Source organism: Corynebacterium incognita (assembly GCF_014217255.1).
GTDB lineage: Bacteria > Actinomycetota > Actinomycetes > Mycobacteriales > Mycobacteriaceae > Corynebacterium > Corynebacterium incognitum.
The window spans coordinates 2,320,910-2,337,256 of the sequence record NZ_CP059404.1 but is presented as its reverse complement, the minus strand read 5'-3'; the positions used below and the strand labels follow the sequence as shown (position 1 = coordinate 2,337,256).

14 protein-coding genes are annotated in these 16,347 nt (G+C 62.1%); 3 read left to right on the top strand and 11 right to left on the bottom strand.

The genetic code is table 11. The annotated features are described in order from the left end of the window. Window positions 1-84: 84 nt before the first annotated feature. From pheT to uvrA, 9 genes are all read right to left on the bottom strand, one after another. Complete coding sequence (pheT, locus tag H0194_RS10840) at window positions 85-2,598, bottom strand: phenylalanine--tRNA ligase subunit beta (RefSeq protein ID WP_185175871.1); 2,514 nt, start codon at window positions 2,596-2,598, stop codon at window positions 85-87. Window positions 2,599-2,663: 65 nt separating this feature from the next. Continuing rightward, the gene (pheS, locus tag H0194_RS10835; protein WP_425486433.1) at window positions 2,664-3,755 is read right to left on the bottom strand and encodes a phenylalanine--tRNA ligase subunit alpha; all 1,092 of its coding nucleotides are present in this window, start codon (window positions 3,753-3,755) and stop codon (window positions 2,664-2,666) included. Between the two features lie 56 nt (window positions 3,756-3,811). Continuing rightward, on the bottom strand, window positions 3,812-4,024 hold the full coding sequence (locus H0194_RS10830) for a hypothetical protein (protein ID WP_185175870.1): 213 nt from the start codon (window positions 4,022-4,024) through the stop codon (window positions 3,812-3,814). 418 nt (window positions 4,025-4,442) lie between these two features. After that, the gene (locus tag H0194_RS10825) at window positions 4,443-5,255 is read right to left on the bottom strand and encodes a TrmH family RNA methyltransferase (protein WP_185177012.1); all 813 of its coding nucleotides are present in this window, start codon (window positions 5,253-5,255) and stop codon (window positions 4,443-4,445) included. 185 nt (window positions 5,256-5,440) lie between these two features. Beyond that, window positions 5,441-5,824 carry a 50S ribosomal protein L20 gene (rplT, locus tag H0194_RS10820; protein WP_185175869.1) on the bottom strand — a complete coding sequence of 128 codons (384 nt, stop codon included), beginning with the start codon at window positions 5,822-5,824 and terminating at the stop codon, window positions 5,441-5,443. Window positions 5,825-5,914: 90 nt separating this feature from the next. Next, window positions 5,915-6,109 carry a 50S ribosomal protein L35 gene (gene rpmI, locus H0194_RS10815; protein ID WP_185175868.1) on the bottom strand — a complete coding sequence of 65 codons (195 nt, stop codon included), beginning with the start codon at window positions 6,107-6,109 and terminating at the stop codon, window positions 5,915-5,917. A 42-nt stretch (window positions 6,110-6,151) separates the two neighbouring features. Further along, complete coding sequence (gene infC / locus H0194_RS10810; RefSeq protein ID WP_185177011.1) at window positions 6,152-6,673, bottom strand: translation initiation factor IF-3; 522 nt, start codon at window positions 6,671-6,673, stop codon at window positions 6,152-6,154. A gap of 272 nt (window positions 6,674-6,945) precedes the next feature. After that, window positions 6,946-7,965, bottom strand: coding sequence for a serine hydrolase (locus tag H0194_RS10805; protein ID WP_185175867.1), 1,020 nt, complete (start codon window positions 7,963-7,965; stop codon window positions 6,946-6,948). Between the two features lie 86 nt (window positions 7,966-8,051). Beyond that, a complete protein-coding gene (uvrA, locus tag H0194_RS10800) occupies window positions 8,052-10,892 on the bottom strand; it encodes an excinuclease ABC subunit UvrA (RefSeq protein WP_185175866.1) in 2,841 nt (946 codons plus the stop codon). A 151-nt stretch (window positions 10,893-11,043) separates the two neighbouring features. Between uvrA and H0194_RS10795 the strand changes: the two genes are divergently transcribed. The 3 genes from H0194_RS10795 (at window position 11,044) to H0194_RS10785 (ending at window position 15,264) form a co-directional block, all read left to right on the top strand. Then, a complete protein-coding gene (locus H0194_RS10795) occupies window positions 11,044-11,658 on the top strand; it encodes an MBL fold metallo-hydrolase (RefSeq protein WP_185175865.1) in 615 nt (204 codons plus the stop codon). An 88-nt stretch (window positions 11,659-11,746) separates the two neighbouring features. Then, window positions 11,747-12,709 carry a DoxX family protein gene (locus tag H0194_RS10790; RefSeq protein ID WP_185175864.1) on the top strand — a complete coding sequence of 321 codons (963 nt, stop codon included), beginning with the start codon at window positions 11,747-11,749 and terminating at the stop codon, window positions 12,707-12,709. 239 nt (window positions 12,710-12,948) lie between these two features. Continuing rightward, window positions 12,949-15,264, top strand: a complete 2,316-nt coding sequence (locus H0194_RS10785; RefSeq protein ID WP_185175863.1) for a HelD family protein — start codon at window positions 12,949-12,951, stop codon at window positions 15,262-15,264. 90 nt (window positions 15,265-15,354) lie between these two features. Here the strand turns inward: H0194_RS10785 and H0194_RS10780 are convergent, their stop codons facing one another. Together H0194_RS10780 and H0194_RS10775 are read right to left on the bottom strand one after the other, a co-directional pair. Continuing rightward, a complete protein-coding gene (locus H0194_RS10780) occupies window positions 15,355-15,798 on the bottom strand; it encodes a universal stress protein (RefSeq protein WP_185175862.1) in 444 nt (147 codons plus the stop codon). Window positions 15,799-15,847: 49 nt separating this feature from the next. After that, on the bottom strand, window positions 15,848-16,300 hold the full coding sequence (locus H0194_RS10775; RefSeq protein ID WP_185175861.1) for a universal stress protein: 453 nt from the start codon (window positions 16,298-16,300) through the stop codon (window positions 15,848-15,850). Window positions 16,301-16,347 lie beyond the last annotated feature (47 nt).

The following is a 16,347-nucleotide window of genomic DNA, read 5'->3' as shown; positions in this document are numbered from 1 at the left end:
AAATGCTTATTGCCGCAGACAGCACGAAGCCCGGGCCACCAAGGGTGGCCCGGGCTGTCACTGCCGTCAGGGAGAGGTGAAATGCTAGGCGCGCATCTCGGCGCCGAAGCGCTCCTTGGCTACAGCGGCTGCAGCGAGGCGGTGCTCGTTGACCTCCTCGTCGGTCAGGGTGCGGTCTCCAGCGCGGAACAGCATGGAAAACGCCAGGGACTTCTTATTGTCCCCCAGCTGCTCGCCGCGGAAGATGTCGAACAGCTCGACGCTCTCCAGCAGTTCCCCGGCACCCTCGGCGACAGCGCGACGAACGGACTCGGCGGGAACGGATTCATCCACGACGAGCGCGATGTCCTGGTGCAGGCCCGGGAAGGCGGATAGCACCGGCGCCGGGAACTGCTCGTCCAACGGCAGGGCCGTGACATCTAGCTCCATCGCGCACACGCGCTCCGGAAGGCCCAGAGCCTTGAGTACCTGCGGGTGCAGCTCGCCGGCGTGTCCGACGACCTCGCCCTTGACCTTGAGCGCGGCGCAACGGCCTGGGTGCCACGGCAGCTGCTCAGCGGCCTCAAGCTCCAGCTCAACGCCTGCGGCACGTGCAACCAAGCGCGCAGACTCGATGGCGTCGGCGTAGGTGTACGCGCGACCTTCGCCCCACGGCCCGGCCAGCTCCCAATTACCCGCGCCCACCGTGGCTACGTGGAGCGGCTGGTATGGCAGGGACTCAATGAGTTCAGTGGCCTCGGCCTTGCTGGGGCGTGCAGAGACGTCCGGCATCGGTGTCTGTTGGCCGCGTTGGAAAGCGACCTGCTGCTGGCCGAACAGCGCCAGATCCTGGCGGCCACGGGCCACGTTCCGCGCCAGGGCCACCAGCATGTTGGGCAGTAGCGTGGTGCCGAGCACCGCATTGTCCGCCTCCAGCGGGTTCTGCACGGTCACCACGTTGCGGCGCGGATCATCAGCTTCGAGACCCCAGACGTCAAAGGTGTCGGTCGCGATGAATGGGCTCGGAAGGATTTCCACGTAGCCCGCGTACGCCAAACCGTGGCCAATGGCCCGGCGACGCACTTGCGCCGGAGTCAGGCCGCGGCCGCCCTTCGGGGTGGGCAGGACAAGCGGGATGTCCTCGAGCCCTTCCAGGCGCAGAACCTCTTCCACCAGATCCACGTCCATGGTGATGTCGCTGCGCCACGTCGGCGGCACGACAGTCAACGTGGCGGCGTCACCGCCGGACGCGGTGACCTCGCACCCGACCTCGCGCAGGCGCGCCTCCACGGTCTGCGCGGCGTAGTCCACGCCTGCGTAGGCTGCCGGCTTACCGGACGCCATGGTGATAGGTGCTGGCTTCTCGACGTCGCCTAGCAACGTGCGGGTGGCCTCGATGGAGCCGCCGGCAATCTCAACGAGCAGCTGGCAGGCCACATCCAGTGCTACCTCGACGATGGCGGGGTCGACGCCGCGCTCAAACCGGCGCGAGGCCTCCGAGCTGAGCTTGTGACGACGAGAGGTGCGTGCGATGCCAATGGGATCCCAGTTAGCAGCCTCGAACAAAACGTCGGTGGTCTCGTCGGCGATCTCCGAGGAGGTGCCGCCCATGACGCCGGCGAGGGACTGAATGCCGGTCTCGTCGCAGATCACAACATCCTCGGCGTGCAGCTCACGCTTCACGTGGTCGAGGGTCTCAAATTTCTCCCCCGGCTGGGCGCGGCGGATGCTCAAGCCCCCGGCGACCTTGCTGGCGTCGAAGGCGTGCATGGGCTGGCCCAGCAGAAGCATGACGTAGTTGGTGACGTCGGTGGCTGGGTTCACGGGACGCATGCCGGACAGCATGAGCTCGCGCTGCATCCAGAATGGAGTGCGGGCATCCGTGTTGATGCCGGTCACCTTGCGCAGTCCGAACCGGCGGGTCTTGGTGTCGTCCGCAATGGACACGGCCAGCGCTTCGCCAGCTGGTGCCGGAACGCCCGCGACGTCGATGCCCGCCACAGTCGGATCGGTAGCAGCATCGGCGAATTCTAGGGAGAACGCAGACGCCAGCTCGCGCGTCAGGCCGCGCGCGGACAGCGCGTAACCGCGGTCCGGGGTGATGTTGACGTCAAAGACGGTATCCCCGAGCTGGATGGCGTCGCGAGCATCCTGCCCTGGTTCACCGTAGCTCTCATCCACGACGATAATGCCCGGGGAGTCCTTGGTCATACCCAACTCCGCGGCGGAGCACAGCATGCCGTTAGAGATGTGGTCATAAGTCTCGCGCGCGGCAATCTTGAAGCCACCGGGCAGTTCCGCGCCAGGAAGTGCCACGACCACGTAGTCACCCTCGCGGAAGTTGCGCGCGCCGCAGATAATGCCTTGCAGCTCGCCGGTACCGTTGGCGTCACCGACGTTGACCTGGCAGTAGCGGATCGGCTTTTTGAATTGCGTCAGTTCTTCGATCTCGTCGACGCGGCCGATGACCAGCGGGCCGGAAACCTCCGGAAGGGCTTCGTAGCCCTCGGTTTCAAAGCCGACGCGAACGAAGCCGGAGTCGAGTTCCTCGCTGGAAACGCTCCAGCCCGGATTCTTCGCGCCCAGCAGGCCGGTTACCCAATTCTGGCTAATAAGCATGGTGTTGTCTTGCTCCTCTGAAAGTTATGCGCTGTGCTTGCGGTGAAGTGATGGGTAACTAGTTCTTAGGCATGAACGCCGAAGGGCTGGGTGAAGCGGACATCGCCTTCGACCATGTCACGCATGTCCGTCAACCCGTTGCGGAACTGCAGGGTGCGCTCCAGGCCCATGCCAAAGGCGAAGCCGGTGTACTCTTCTGGGTCAACGCCCACGGCACGCAGGACGTTGGGGTTAACCATGCCGCAGCCGCCCCACTCGATCCATCCGGCGCCGCCCTTTTTGTTCGGGAACCACACGTCAACCTCTGCGGAAGGTTCCGTGAACGGGAAGTAGTTGGTGCGCATGCGGGTCTTGGTCTCTGGCCCGAACAGCACCTTGGCCAGGTGGTCCAGCGTGCCGCGCAGGTGCGCCATGGTCAGGCCCTTGTCTACGGCCAGGCCTTCAATCTGGTGGAATACCGGGGTGTGGGTGGCGTCGAGCTCGTCAGTACGGAAAACACGGCCGGGGCAGGCGATATACAGCGGGGGCTCGTGGTCCAGCATGGTTCGTACTTGAACCGGCGAGGTGTGGGTGCGCAGCACCTGGCGGGAACCGGCAAAACCGGTGCCGTCGACCTTCTCTTCACGGGCGGCGCCCACGTGAAAGGTGTCCTGAAGGGTGCGCGCCGGGTGGTCCGGCAGGAAGTTGAGGGCGTCGAAGTTGAAGTATTCAGCCTCCACCTCCGGGCCTTCGGCCAGTTCCCAACCCATGCCAATGAAAATGTCGCCGATGCGCTCGCTCAGTGCCGTGATGGGATGCAGGGCGCCCGGCTGCTGGCGGGTGGTGGGCACGGTGACGTCCACCGTCTCCGCCGCGAGCTGCTCCTGGCGTGCCTTTTCTTCCAAGACTGCCTTGACCTCGTTGAAGCGCTTTTCAACGCGACCGCGAGCCATGTTCACGGCCTTGCCTGCCGCCTTGCGCTGGTCCTTCGGCAACGAACCCAGTGACTGGCGCGCCGAGGGAATATAGGCATCGTCGCCCAGGTGTTCCTTCCGCGCGATGGCAAGCTCCTCCAGGCTGGTCGCCGCATCGAACGCCGCGACGGCCTGGTCAGCGGCCGTGTTCAGAGTATTCTCGGACAGGTCCACCTGCGAGGATTCCTGGATATTATCAGACACTTACAACACACGTCCCTTGTTTGTTACGCCTTACATTTTCTATCTGCTTATAGTACTCATGCCTCAGTCACGAACTTCCAGTCGTGGGTATTAAATGCGGTGCGGTCGTCTTCCGCGAAGCTCGTCCACGCCGTGATAGCCGCTGCAATTCCTGTCACATGCAACCGGTAGGAACCTTGTTCTCCCAGGTTGTGCCCCCACTCCACCAGGAATCTATCGTCACCTACAGCGTCCACCTGGCAGCAGTCGCACTGAACGTGATGATCCATGATGCTCACCCAGCTTCCCAGCTGCATGAGCACAGTCTCTGCCGCACACTCCGCGGCCTCGGGAGTGAGAACACTGCCGTTTCGAGCAATTCCGGAGTGAATGCAAACGCTTCGGCAATGGCATCCACCTCCCTGATGGAAGCGTCGCGAACGGTATAACTCTTCGCATAGGTCGACGCACACCGTCGCATCAACCTCTATGCCTAGCGTCTCAGCGATGCGATGCGTTGCGCCGCCGGTTCCATATCCGGGTCGGGCTGTTAAGTTCCTCGGGTCCGAGGAATACAATAACTTGCTGAAGTCAAAGTCAGCGGTAAAGAACGTCAACCCGGGCTGCGCGAAATGGAACGTCACGGACAAAGCTCTTCTCTCCCTACGTCATCTTTACAGCCCTATGCGCCTGTATCTGGCTATGTGGCTACACGGTGCCAGTCGCCAGCGCCCGCGCCGATTGGTACAGACAAATACTGGCGGCACTAGCCAGGTTAAGCGATTCTGCGCGTCCGAGGATGGGGATGCGAACTTTTGTATCTGCCAGCGCCTCGACATCTGTGTCCAAACCGTGCGCCTCGTTGCCGAATAGCCAGGCGGTTGGCCGGGTCAGATCTACCTCGTCCAGAGTGGCCTCACCTTCCACCGACGTCGCCAGAATCTGCAGGCCCGCCGCCCGTGCTTGTCCGATGACGTCTTTAACGCCAGTGTGCCGGGCCACCGGGATGTGGAAGAGCGAGCCTGCCGACGACCGCGCCACCTTACACCCCAGTGGGTCCACGGTCTCGCCGGCGAAAATGACTCCATCGGCGCCCATCGCATCGGAGGTACGGATGAGAGTGCCCGCATTACCCGGCTCAGAGGTGAGCACCGGGATGGATACCAGGCGGGGTTTGCCGCCAAAAATCTTTCCCGCCGACCACAGGACGTCGGCACACAGCGCGAAAATGCCGCTCGTTGTCGCGGTGTCCGCCAAAGACTTGGCCGCCTTGTCAGTGATCGGGTGGACATAGACGTCCATATAGCCGGCAGTGGTGAGAATCTCCCCGAAACGCTCCGCGGCCGCCTCTGTCACGAACACGTCGCGCGCCGCGCCGGTGGCCACGGCGGCCTCCACCGAATTAGAGCCCTCCACGATAAACACCCCGGCCTTGCGGCGGTTGGCCGCGCGGTGCAGCTTGGCGGCGTTAACTATGCGCGGGGTGCGCTCAGTGAAGGCGTTCTCAAAGTCCAAAGTCATACCCCCAAACTTAGCAAGCGAGGCGACGGCGGCACCGCGCACGCTCTCCCACCCGGCACGCCCCACGACGTCGATACGCAAAAACCCGCCCACGACCCCGCTCGGAAGCGGGTTGGGGCGGGTCAAAAGCCACGGTCCTCAGGGCCTCGAGGCCGTAAGGCCGAAAGCCGGAAAGGCTAGTGAAACTAGGCGGCCTTCGGAGCGTTGACGTCCTCCGGGAGGGCAGCCTTAGCGGCCTCGCACAACGCGGAGAAGGTGTCGAAGTCGTTAACAGCCAGCTCAGCCAGGATCTTGCGGTCCACCTCGATCTCAGCCAGGCGCAGGCCGTGGATGAGACGGTTGTAGGTGATGTCGTTCATGCGGGCAGCAGCGTTGATACGCTGAATCCACAGCTTACGGAACTCAGACTTACGAGCGCGACGGTCGCGGTAAGCGTAAGTCATAGAGTGCAGCCACTGTTCCTTCGCCTTACGGTACAGGCGGGAGCGCTGGCCACGGTAGCCCTTAGCGGACTTCAAAATTGCGCGACGCTTCTTCTTAGCGTTAACTGACCGCTTTACTCGTGCCACGGTGATACTTCCTTACAACGTATTGAATTGATGTTTAATGCTTGATTCTTGAGGGCGAGCGGGCTGCGCGGGCGCGGCCCCAAAGGCTACTTAAGCCTTGCCCAGCAGGCGCTTGATGCGCTTGACGTCTGCGCGTGCGACAGCCTCATCGCCCTTCAGGCGACGGGTGCGGGTGGAAGGCTTGCCCTCCAGCAGGTGGCGGCGGTTAGCCTGCTCACGGCGCAGCTTGCCAGAACCGGTCTGCTTGATGCGCTTAGCGGTGCCCTTGTGGGTCTTCTGCTTCATGAGAGATAGTCCTTTTAGTGCGGTTGAACGAAATTGCCTGTGCTACTTCTTGCCCTTGCGATTAGGCCCCAAAACCATGGTCATGTTTCGGCCGTCCTGCTTCGGACGGGACTCCACTACGCCGGATTCTGCAACGTCTTCAGCGAGACGCTCCAGGAGGCGGAAGCCGAGTTCCGGACGCGACTGCTCGCGGCCGCGGAACATAATGGTGACCTTGACCTTGGAACCCTTCTCCAGGAAGCGAACCACGTTGTTCTTCTTCGTCTCGTAATCGTGATCATCGATCTTGGGACGGAACTTTTGCTCTTTGACGACGGTCTGCTGCTGATTCTTGCGGGCCTCGCGGGCCTTCTGAGTCTGCTCGTACTTGTACTTGCCATAATCCATGATCTTGGCAACCGGCGGCTTGGCGTTGGGGGCTACTTCCACCAAATCCAAGTCGGCGTCGTACGCAAGTTTGCGGGCATCGTCCGTGCGGACGATTCCAACCTGTTCGCCACCAGGGCCAACGAGGCGTACCTCGGGTACCCTGATGCGCTCATTGATACGGGCTTCAGCGCTGATGTTTGTCTCCTAAGTTCAAAAGTGTGATTCGCCTACCGTTTGCCACAAACGATAAAACCCGGTTGCCGTGGTTCGGCAGCCGGGAGTTTCTTAAAAGACACGCGCTGGCACCCCTCCGCGCTGAGCGCGATGGGTGGTCGTGCGTTACCTTTTACCTTGAGCCAGCCACAAAGGACGGCATCGGGTGGGAGAAACTCCGCTTGTGACCCGCGATACTGGGCATCATGCCATAAGACATGGTGCTAGCGCTACGGGCGGTAGTGGATACGAGGTTAGCAGACGTCAGTGACGGGAACAAAATCGCCGTGGCGCAGCAGTGGGCGCAGCTCCTTGGCGACGTCGTTGAGCGCAGCCTCGCCGCCCCTGTAGCGGTCGCCCTTGCCGTCATAGTAGGAATAGACGGCGATGCCGAGGTAGCCGTCACCGTACTTCATGACACCCATCTGACGCTGAGTATAGGTGCCATCCTCGTGCTGACCCCAGCCGCCCTTGAAGTGCATTCCGCGCACTGTGCCCAGTCCGTACTTTTGCCACGGCACGACGTCCCCCATCGCCTTGTACACGCGCTTGCCCTTGGGCTGGCACGGTACGGACGTCATGAATCGCGCCTGTTCTTCGACGCCCCACTTGGCGTAGCCATAGGGAGTGATACTACCGGGCGCGACCTGCGGCCAAATAGGGTTGCCCTGGGACTTTGCCGTCACTTTAGAGACCGCCTTGCGGGTGGCAGCTTCAGTGCCACCGACGGAATTTTTGACTGCCATCCACAGCGTCCACGACGTAGCGTTGTCCGATTCCTTGAGCGTCTTGTCCAGGATGTACTGGTCCTGCTTGCCGGTGCGTTCTGCGGCTAGGGCAATGGGCACCTTGATGGTAGACCAGGCCAACGGCTTGAATTCGGCGCCGGTGGAGACCATGCCGCTGCCGCCGTTCACGGCGATGCCAATCTTCCCCCCGTGCTTCTTTTCCACCTTCCGGGCGATTCGTTCAAGCGCCTGGCGACGATCGCGTTGCGTCATTATGTCACCGCGCTTGGCCACGGGGCTGGGCGTAGTGCTCGCAGTCTCAGTGGCTCGAGACTCGCCCAGCAAAGAGCTTTCCTCCGCGCTGACGTTCGCCTGCGCAACGCTCGATCCCGAGTTGGCGTCGGGCACCCCAGCCTCATCGGGGTTGGCGTTGCACGCCGCCAGGGTTGCAGCAGCCATGGTGACCACAAGAAGAGCCGCGCCCTTCTTGGGGGCAGCCACGTCCGTACGCTGGGATTTCCACGCTAAGGTCAATGAGTTTCTCACATGGCTTACAGTAGCCCAGACGCCGACCGTTGGCGCGTCGAATTCGCCGAGTGTCTCCTGATAGCTCGCGGCCAGTCAGCGAATAGTTAGGTGAGCATTTCCTTGAGGAACTGGCCCGTGTAGGACCCCTTCACCTGTGCGACGTCTTCCGGGGTGCCTTCTGCCACGACGGTGCCGCCGCCGGCGCCACCCTCGGGCCCCATGTCCACGATCCAGTCCGCGGCCTTGATGACGTCCAGGTTGTGCTCAATGATGATGACGGAGTTTCCTTTGTCTACCAGGGACTGGATAACCAGCATGAGCTTGCGCACGTCCTCAAAATGCAGGCCGGTGGTGGGCTCATCCAGGATGTACACAGTGCGGCCGTTGGAGCGCTTCTGCAGCTCCGCGGCCAGCTTCACGCGCTGCGCCTCACCGCCCGACAGGGTGGTCGCGGCCTGACCGAGTCGCACGTAGCCGAGTCCCACCTCCACGAGCGTATTGAGGTAGCGGTGGATAGAGGTGATCGGCTCGAAGAACTCCGCAGCTTCCACGATCGGCATGTCAAGAACTTCTGCGATGTTCTTTCCCTTGTAGGTCACCTCGAGAGTCTCTCGGTTATAGCGGGCGCCGTGGCAGACCTCGCACGGGACGTACACGTCCGGCAGGAAGTTCATCTCGATCTTCAAGGTGCCGTCGCCATGGCACGCCTCGCAGCGGCCTCCCTTGACGTTGAAGGAGAAACGTCCCGCCTTGTAACCACGGACCTTGGCTTCTTGGGTCTCGGCGAAAAGGTTACGGATTTTGTCAAAGACACCCGTATACGTCGCCGGGTTGGAACGCGGCGTGCGTCCAATCGGCGACTGGTCGACCTGCACCAGCTTGTCTAGGTGCTCGGTTCCTTCTACGCGGACGGCGCGGCCGGGCACCATGCGAGCGCGGTTGAGCTTATTGGCGAGGGTCTTGGCGAGAATCTGGTTCACCACCGTGGACTTGCCGGAGCCGGAGACGCCGGTCACGCACGCCAGTACTCCGAGCGGGATAGTGACGTCAACGTCTTTGAGGTTGTTTTCCCGGGCCCCAACAATTTTGAGCACGCGCTCCGGGTCAATCTCGCGGCGCTTGTCCGGCACGCCCAAAACCTTGCGTCCGGACAGGTAAGCACCGGTCAGCGATTCCTCAACTTTTTCGATGCCAGCAGGTGGGCCCTGGTACACCACTTCGCCGCCGTACTCGCCGGCACGAGGCCCGATGTCAATGAGCCAGTCGGCTTCCCGAATCGTGTCCTCATCGTGTTCTACAACGATGAGCGTATTGCCGATGTCGCGCAAGCGCTTCAGCGTGTCTATAAGGCGTCGGTTGTCCCGCTGGTGCAGTCCAATCGACGGCTCGTCCAAGACGTACAGCACGCCGGCCAGACCCGAACCGATCTGGGTGGCCAGCCGGATGCGCTGCGCTTCGCCGCCGGAGAGCGTGGACGCGCCACGGTCCAAGGTGAGGTAGTTCAGCCCGACGTCCAAAAGGAATCGCAGGCGTGCCTGAATCTCCTTGAGCACGGCGCCGGCGATGATTTCCTCACGGTGGCCAAGCACCATCGAGTCAAGGAAGCGGAACGCATCCTCGATGGACAGCGCCGAGAGACCCGCAATGGACTTCTCCCCCAGCGCCTCGGAATCCAGGCGCACGGCGAGAATCTCCGGCTTCAGGCGCGTCCCTTCACAGACGTTGCAGGGCACGCGGCGGGTGTACTGCAGCAGGCGGTCTTTCTGGGAATCCGAATCCGTGGTGTCTAGCTTGCGCTCGATAAAGCCCACCGCACCTTCGAAGGGTGCGGACCAATTGCGCTGGCGGCCAAAGCGGTTCTTGTAGCGGACCGCCACCTCCACCTCGGAGCCGAAAATCACTGCTTCCTGCTGCTCCTCATTGAGCTCGCTGAAAGGAGCGTTGGGGTCGAACCCCATCTCCTTGGCCAGGCCTTCGATGAGCTTGACAAAGTACTTTGAATTCGGCGAGGAGTGCCACGGCTGCACGGCGGACACGACGGGGGCGTCCTTGTCCGGAATGATGAGATCAATGTCTACCTCCATCCGGGTTCCGATGCCGTCGCAGGCCGGGCAGGCACCGAACGGGGCGTTAAAGGAAAACGCGCGCGGTTCGTATTCGGAGATAGCGAGCGTGTGGCCGTTGGGGCAGGCCGCCTTCTCGGAATAGGTGTGCGTGAGCTCCGGATTCTTCACAAAATCTATGGTCACTAGGCCATCCGCTAGGCGCAGCGCAGTTTCCACGGAATCGGTGAGGCGCTGCTTCTGGCTCTCCTTGACCTGCAGGCGGTCCACCACGACGTCGATGTTGTGCTTGATTTGCTTCTTCAACGCCGGCGGTTCGCTGAGCTGATACATTTCGCCATCCACCAGTACGCGGGCGTAGCCCTGCGCCGACAAGTCCGCAAACAGGTCCACAAACTCGCCCTTGCGCTTCCGCACCACGGGAGCCAGGACCTGAAACTTCAGTCCAGCGTCCTCCGCCAGGACCGTATCGACAATCTGTTGCGGGGTCTGGCGCTCAATGACCGCGTCGCAGGTCGGGCAATGCGGAGTACCCGCGCGGGAGAACAGCAGACGGAGATAGTCATAGATTTCCGTAATGGTGCCCACCGTCGAGCGCGGGTTGTGGTTGGTGGATTTCTGGTCAATCGACACCGCCGGGGACAGTCCATCAATAAATTCCACGTCTGGCTTGTCCATCTGCCCCAGGAACATGCGCGCATATGAAGACAGCGACTCGACGTATCGGCGTTGGCCCTCGGCAAAGATCGTGTCGAACGCCAGGGAGGACTTGCCGGAGCCAGACAGGCCGGTAAACACCACCATCTTGTCGCGCGGGAGCTCGATATCCACGCCCTTCAAGTTGTGTTCGCGTGCCCCTCGCACGACGAGTGAATCAGCCACGGCTGCCACCTTCCTCACGTTTCCTTGAGCGTGCCGACGATCGCGTCGGCGCTGAAGCTTCCATACTAAATCTAAATCGCTGCTGCCCACTTTAAACCCTGGGTGGGACATCACCCCACCTCAGCCCGCGCACCCCGTATCCTGGGCTGGTATGGACACCAACAGCAATAACCAACTAAAGCTCCATTCTATTTCAGTCTCGGAGATGGATAACAACTGTTACCTGCTGTGCGCAGGTAATGAGGGCTTGCTTATCGACGCCGCGGATGACGCCGCCGCGATCCTCGAGCTCGCCGAGGACGCCGGCGTGACTATCACCGCGGTGGTGACCACACACCGCCATTGGGACCACGTGCGCGCACTACAAGAGGTACTGGATAAGACGGGCGCAACTCACTACGCCGCCTACCTGGACTCCCCCGCCATGCCAGCGCCAGTTGACGTCGAGTTACACCAGGGCGACACCATTGAGTTTGCGGGCCACTCCTTCGACGTCGCGGTCTTGCGCGGCCATACCCCAGGTGGGGTAGCTTTGGCGGCCTATATCGACGGCACCGTCAACCTCTTTGTCGGTGACTCACTCTTCCCCGGCGGAGTGGGCAAAACAGCATCTGAGACGGACTTCGTGCGCCTGTTCAATGACGTCAAGGAGCGCCTCTTTGAGGCCTATCCCCGTGAGTCCATCGTGTGGCCGGGGCATGGCAAGCCCACAACCTTGAACGACGAATGGCCGAAACTGAATGAATGGTGGGAACGTCGCTGGTAATTGCGCAAATCCGTAGCCTCAGCCACAAACGCCGGTAAACTGGGAAAGCACAACCAACAAATAGTCGAAAGTTGTTTTAAGGAGAAACATGCTTCGCAAGATTGCTCGTCCGATGCTCGCCTCCATTTTCGTGGTAGAGGGTGCAGACATGCTGCGCAACGCTGACAAGCACAAGGCCGAGTCCGAGCAGGTGCTTGCCGGCCTGCGCAAGGTATTGCCAGCTGACGCCGCTGGCTACCTGCCGAAGGACGCGGAGCTGTTTACCCGCGCGGTAGGCGGCACCAAGGCCGGCGCGGGTTCCCTGTTAGCGTTGGGCAAGGCTCCGCGCACCTCTGCCGCGGTGCTGGCTGCCACCACGCTTCCGGCGATGTTCGCCCGCAATAGCTTCTGGAACGCCACCACCCCGGAGGAGAAGGAAAACCAGCGCTCCAAGTTCTTGGTCGATACCGCTCTGTTGGGCGCGCTGTTTATCACCACCCAGGACACCGAGGGCAAGCCGGGCATTTCCTGGCGTGCACAGCAGGCAAACAAGCAGCTGCAGAAGAAGCTGCCGTCCAAGAACGAGCAGAACCAGCTGGTTGCCAACATCTCCGACCGCACCAACGAGTTCTCTTCGTTGGCACAGGACAAGTTCGCCACCGCGTCCGAGCGCGCACAGAAGTCCTTCAACGAGGCGTCGGCACGCGCTCAGGATGCCTCCGCGAAGGCCCAGGCCTACGTCGATGACAACAAGGACGGTTGGGCAGAGACCGCTCAGGGCCTGCTGGCTACCGCGAAGTCCTACGTGGACGATGCCAAGTCCTACTACGCCGACAACAAGGAAGACTGGCTGAAGGCCGCGCAGGACAATGCCCAGCTGGCGCGTACCAAGGCGGTCAAGAACGCCACCAAGGCGCAGGCAAAGGCTGATCAGGCGCTGGCTCAGGTGGACAAGAAGAAGTCCGCTCGTGCGCTGAAGAACGCTAACAAGAACGCGTCCAAGCTGCAGAAGCGTGCAGACAAGGCCATCGCTGAAGCCATGAAGAAGTCCCGCAAGCGCATCGAGGCATAAGTTATGTCCTAGGGGTCGGCCGACTGCCCGACTCCTCCGGTCACCGCACGCCCGCCCGGGAGCCCACTACGGTTCCCCGGCGGGCGTTCGCCATGTTGTGGCCCAGGCGCGTAGAATTAAGCACCCGAAAATTTTTGCACTACTCACCCACGTGCAGCGTGCTCGGCGCCCTAAGGCCACACGCAGCCCGGCGCCGCCCGTGAAATGTAGCCCGCGATACAAAGAAAGCAAGCGCCCAGTTGAAGAACACTCCACCCGAGCCCCAGTCGACCAACTCGACTGCCGCGTCGAACCCAGATGCCGTGGCGGCGGAGCAACACTACGTCGACGCTTTGTTTGCCAAGCTCGACGCCGAGGTGGCCCGAGCCAACGAGCGGCTCAACGAAGTGGCTGCGGACGTGGATCCGCACACCCCGGATGCCGACGCGCTGGTGCGCCGTGAGACGGAGTATCACGCGCTGCAGGGAAAGCTCGACAGGCTCAACGTGGCACAGCTCGGCCTGGTGTTTGGGCGCATCGACATTGACGCGCCTGGTGACAACCCCACCGCCGAAGGATTAGACCGCCGCTATATCGGCCGCATGGGGATGGACGACCGGAACGACGACTACCGCACGCTCCTGCTGGATTGGCGGGCCCCGGCGGCCCGCCCGTACTACCTCGCCACCACGGCGCACCCGGAAGGAGTTCGCCTGCGGCGTAATATCCGCACGAACAACCGCACGGTCGACGCTGTCCATGACGAGTATCTCGGGCTGGACGCCGAGCACACCGGCGACCTCGATCACGGCGTAGCGGGCGAGGCCGCGCTCTTGCGCTCGCTGAACGAGGCACGTACCGGGCACATGTCTTCCATCGTGGAAACCATCCAGCGCGAACAAGATGCCATCATCCGCGATGAGACGCGCGGGGTCATGGTGGTTGAGGGCGGCCCGGGCACAGGTAAAACGGCGGTGGCGCTGCACCGCGTGGCATATTTGCTTTACACCCACCGCCAACGGCTTGGCGCAACCGGCGTACTCATTATTGGTCCCAACTCCACCTTTCTGGACTATATTTCCCGCGTGCTGCCCGCTCTAGGTGAGACCGGTGTGGTCCTTTCCACCATTGGCTCGCTGTACCCCGGAGTTGCCGGGACAGCCGCAGAAACACAGTTGGAGCGCGAGATCAAAGGTTCTGAGGCCATGGTGGACATCCTCAAAGAAGCCGTGCGGGCCTATCAAGTCATTCCGGACGACAACCGTGTGCTGACCGTCGAGCAACTTCAGGTGACATGTACGCCTGCGATGGTGAAAGCGTCCCGAACCCGGGCAAGGCGGTCACGGCGCCCCCATAACGAAGCACGCGAGGTATTTGAAGAGCACCTCCTAGAACAGTTGGCGCATCAGCTCGCGGGCACCATCGGCGCCGATCCGCTGGGTGGGGAAAACCTGCTCAGCCGCGCGGACATCGACCAGCTACATGACGACCTCGCGGAAGACCCTGGCGTCCTCGCGCTGGTCGACGAATTGTGGCCCGTGGTGTCGCCGGAACAGGTCCTTCGTGAGCTAACCACGAGCGTGGACTTTATCGCCGTGGCCGCCGCTAGATACGACGAGGACACCCAGCGCGCCATGCTGCGTACGGTGGATATGGACGCTGCCGAGTGGGAGTGGGCGCCGAGCGACGCCGCTCTGCTGGATGAGCTCGCCGTTCTCATCGGGATCCCCGATCCCGACAGCCAGCGCGAACAGGAGGAAGCCGAGTGGCAGGAAAGTGTGCGGGAGGCCCAGGACGCGCTCGATATTCTGTCCGGCTCTGACTCCACGGATAACGACGATGACCTCTTCGACGCCGAGATCCTCTCCGCCCACGACGTCATCGACGCTGAAACGTTGGCCCGACGCCAGGAAGTCCGCGACCGCCGCACTACCGCGCAACGGGCAGCTGCGGACCACACATGGGCCTATGGTCACGTCATTATCGACGAGGCCCAGGAACTCACCCCGATGGAGTGGCGCATGGTATTCCGGCGCAGCCCGTCGCGCTGGATGACCCTAGTGGGTGATACGGCGCAGACCGGTTCCCCAGCCGGCGTTGACTCGTGGGCAGAGAGCCTCTCCCCCTTCGTCGGAAAGCGTTTCAAGCAGCATGCCTTGACGGTCAATTACCGCACGCCGCGCCCCATTACCGAACTGGCCAACGACGTGCTGGAGTTCATTGATCCAGAAGCTCCTCCCAGCACAGCCATCCGTGACGGTGCCGAGGTAGCCTTCCTGGCCGAGTCCCCCGCCCTGGAGAAGTCCCCTGACGTTGCGGATATCGCAACGTACACGGACGACGACGGCCGTCTCCACGCCATAATCACTTGCGAGAACGTCTACGACATCAAGGGCCTCGAGTTCGACCACGTCACCATCGTAGACCCACTAGGAATCGTCGCCGGTGCCCCGCAAGGCTGGCAGAACCTCTACGTCGCCATGACCCGCGCGACGCAAACCCTCACCATCGTCGGCGCCGGGAATACCCGCGAGGAATTCCTGGCCGCACTCGAAGACTTCGCCACGGCGCAGTAGCAGCGCCGCTAACGTTCGAGACAACGCAAAACGCCCGCCCCAAGGTCACGGGGCGGGCGAGGCTGAGTGCAGCCGAGTTGGCCGGGAAGCCTAGCTGACGGTGTGAACGATCATCACATCGCAGTCGGACTGACGCGCGACGTCGGCAGGCACGGAGCCCAGCAGGCGGCCAGTCAGCGAGTTGATGCCGCGGTTACCCACGACCAGCAACTCAGCGTTGCTGTCGTTAACGATGGACATCAGTGCCTCAACCGGGGTGCCCGGGCGCACCTCCATCCCGACGTTCTTCGCACCGAAGGACTCGGCATGAGCCTTGCCGGACTCCAGGTTCTCGCGGGCCTTGTCATCGCCCAGGATGGTCACGGAATCCTGGCGCAGGGTCTTGGAGGCCTGCTCCTTAGACTCGTAGTAGGCGCAGCCGATGATCAGCTTTGCGTCAAACGCGGCGGCGATGCGTGCCGCGCGTTCCACGGCGAGCAGGGACGACTTGGAACCGTCGGTACCGACAACAATCGTTTGGTAGTTTGCGCTCATGAGTGACCTTTCAAAGGTGGATAGCTATTCTTCCCCACCAACTATAGTCCTAACGGTCACTCTCCGTATTCACCACCATCACGTCCACCGGGGACTTGCGCATGAGCTCGGTGGCTACGTTGCCGAACACGCGGCCGCGGATGGAGTGCACGCCCTTGTTGCCCACCACCAGCACGTCCGCGCCCTCTTCGTTGACCACGGAGGTCATGACGTTGACTGGGTCGCCGGAGCGGGCCAGGACGGTAATGTTATCGCAGCCCTCGGCCTTGGCAGCCTCGGTGGCCTGAGTCAGGAACGTGTCCGCCATGTCTTCGCTAATGACAGGTACCTGGTCTTCACCCGTCGTAGGAGAACCCCACATGGAGGACGGGACGTTGTAGAACGCCGTCACGATGACGAGCTTCGCGCCGTAGGCGTTGGCCATCGAGGCGGCGGTGGACACGGCACGCAGGGCGGTGGCGGAGCCGTCGGTTCCCACAGCAATCGTCTTAAAGCGAATCAAGATTTCTCCTTTGATCAAGTTGTTGAGATCGAGTGAATGGTTGTCAC

What these genes read in the sequence shown, in the direction of transcription:
- pheT (WP_185175871.1), bottom strand. Translation starts at nt 2,598, where the DNA reads ATGCTTATTAGCCAGAATTGGGTAACCGGCCTGCTGGGCGCGAAGAAT.
- H0194_RS10830 (WP_185175870.1), bottom strand. Translation starts at nt 4,024, where the DNA reads ATGGATCATCACGTTCAGTGCGACTGCTGCCAGGTGGACGCTGTAGGT.
- H0194_RS10825 (WP_185177012.1), bottom strand. Translation starts at nt 5,255, where the DNA reads ATGACTTTGGACTTTGAGAACGCCTTCACTGAGCGCACCCCGCGCATA.
- rpmI (WP_185175868.1), bottom strand. Translation starts at nt 6,109, where the DNA reads ATGAAGCAGAAGACCCACAAGGGCACCGCTAAGCGCATCAAGCAGACC.
- H0194_RS10795 (WP_185175865.1), top strand. Translation starts at nt 11,044, where the DNA reads ATGGACACCAACAGCAATAACCAACTAAAGCTCCATTCTATTTCAGTC.
- H0194_RS10790 (WP_185175864.1), top strand. Translation starts at nt 11,747, where the DNA reads ATGCTTCGCAAGATTGCTCGTCCGATGCTCGCCTCCATTTTCGTGGTA.
- H0194_RS10780 (WP_185175862.1), bottom strand. Translation starts at nt 15,798, where the DNA reads ATGAGCGCAAACTACCAAACGATTGTTGTCGGTACCGACGGTTCCAAG.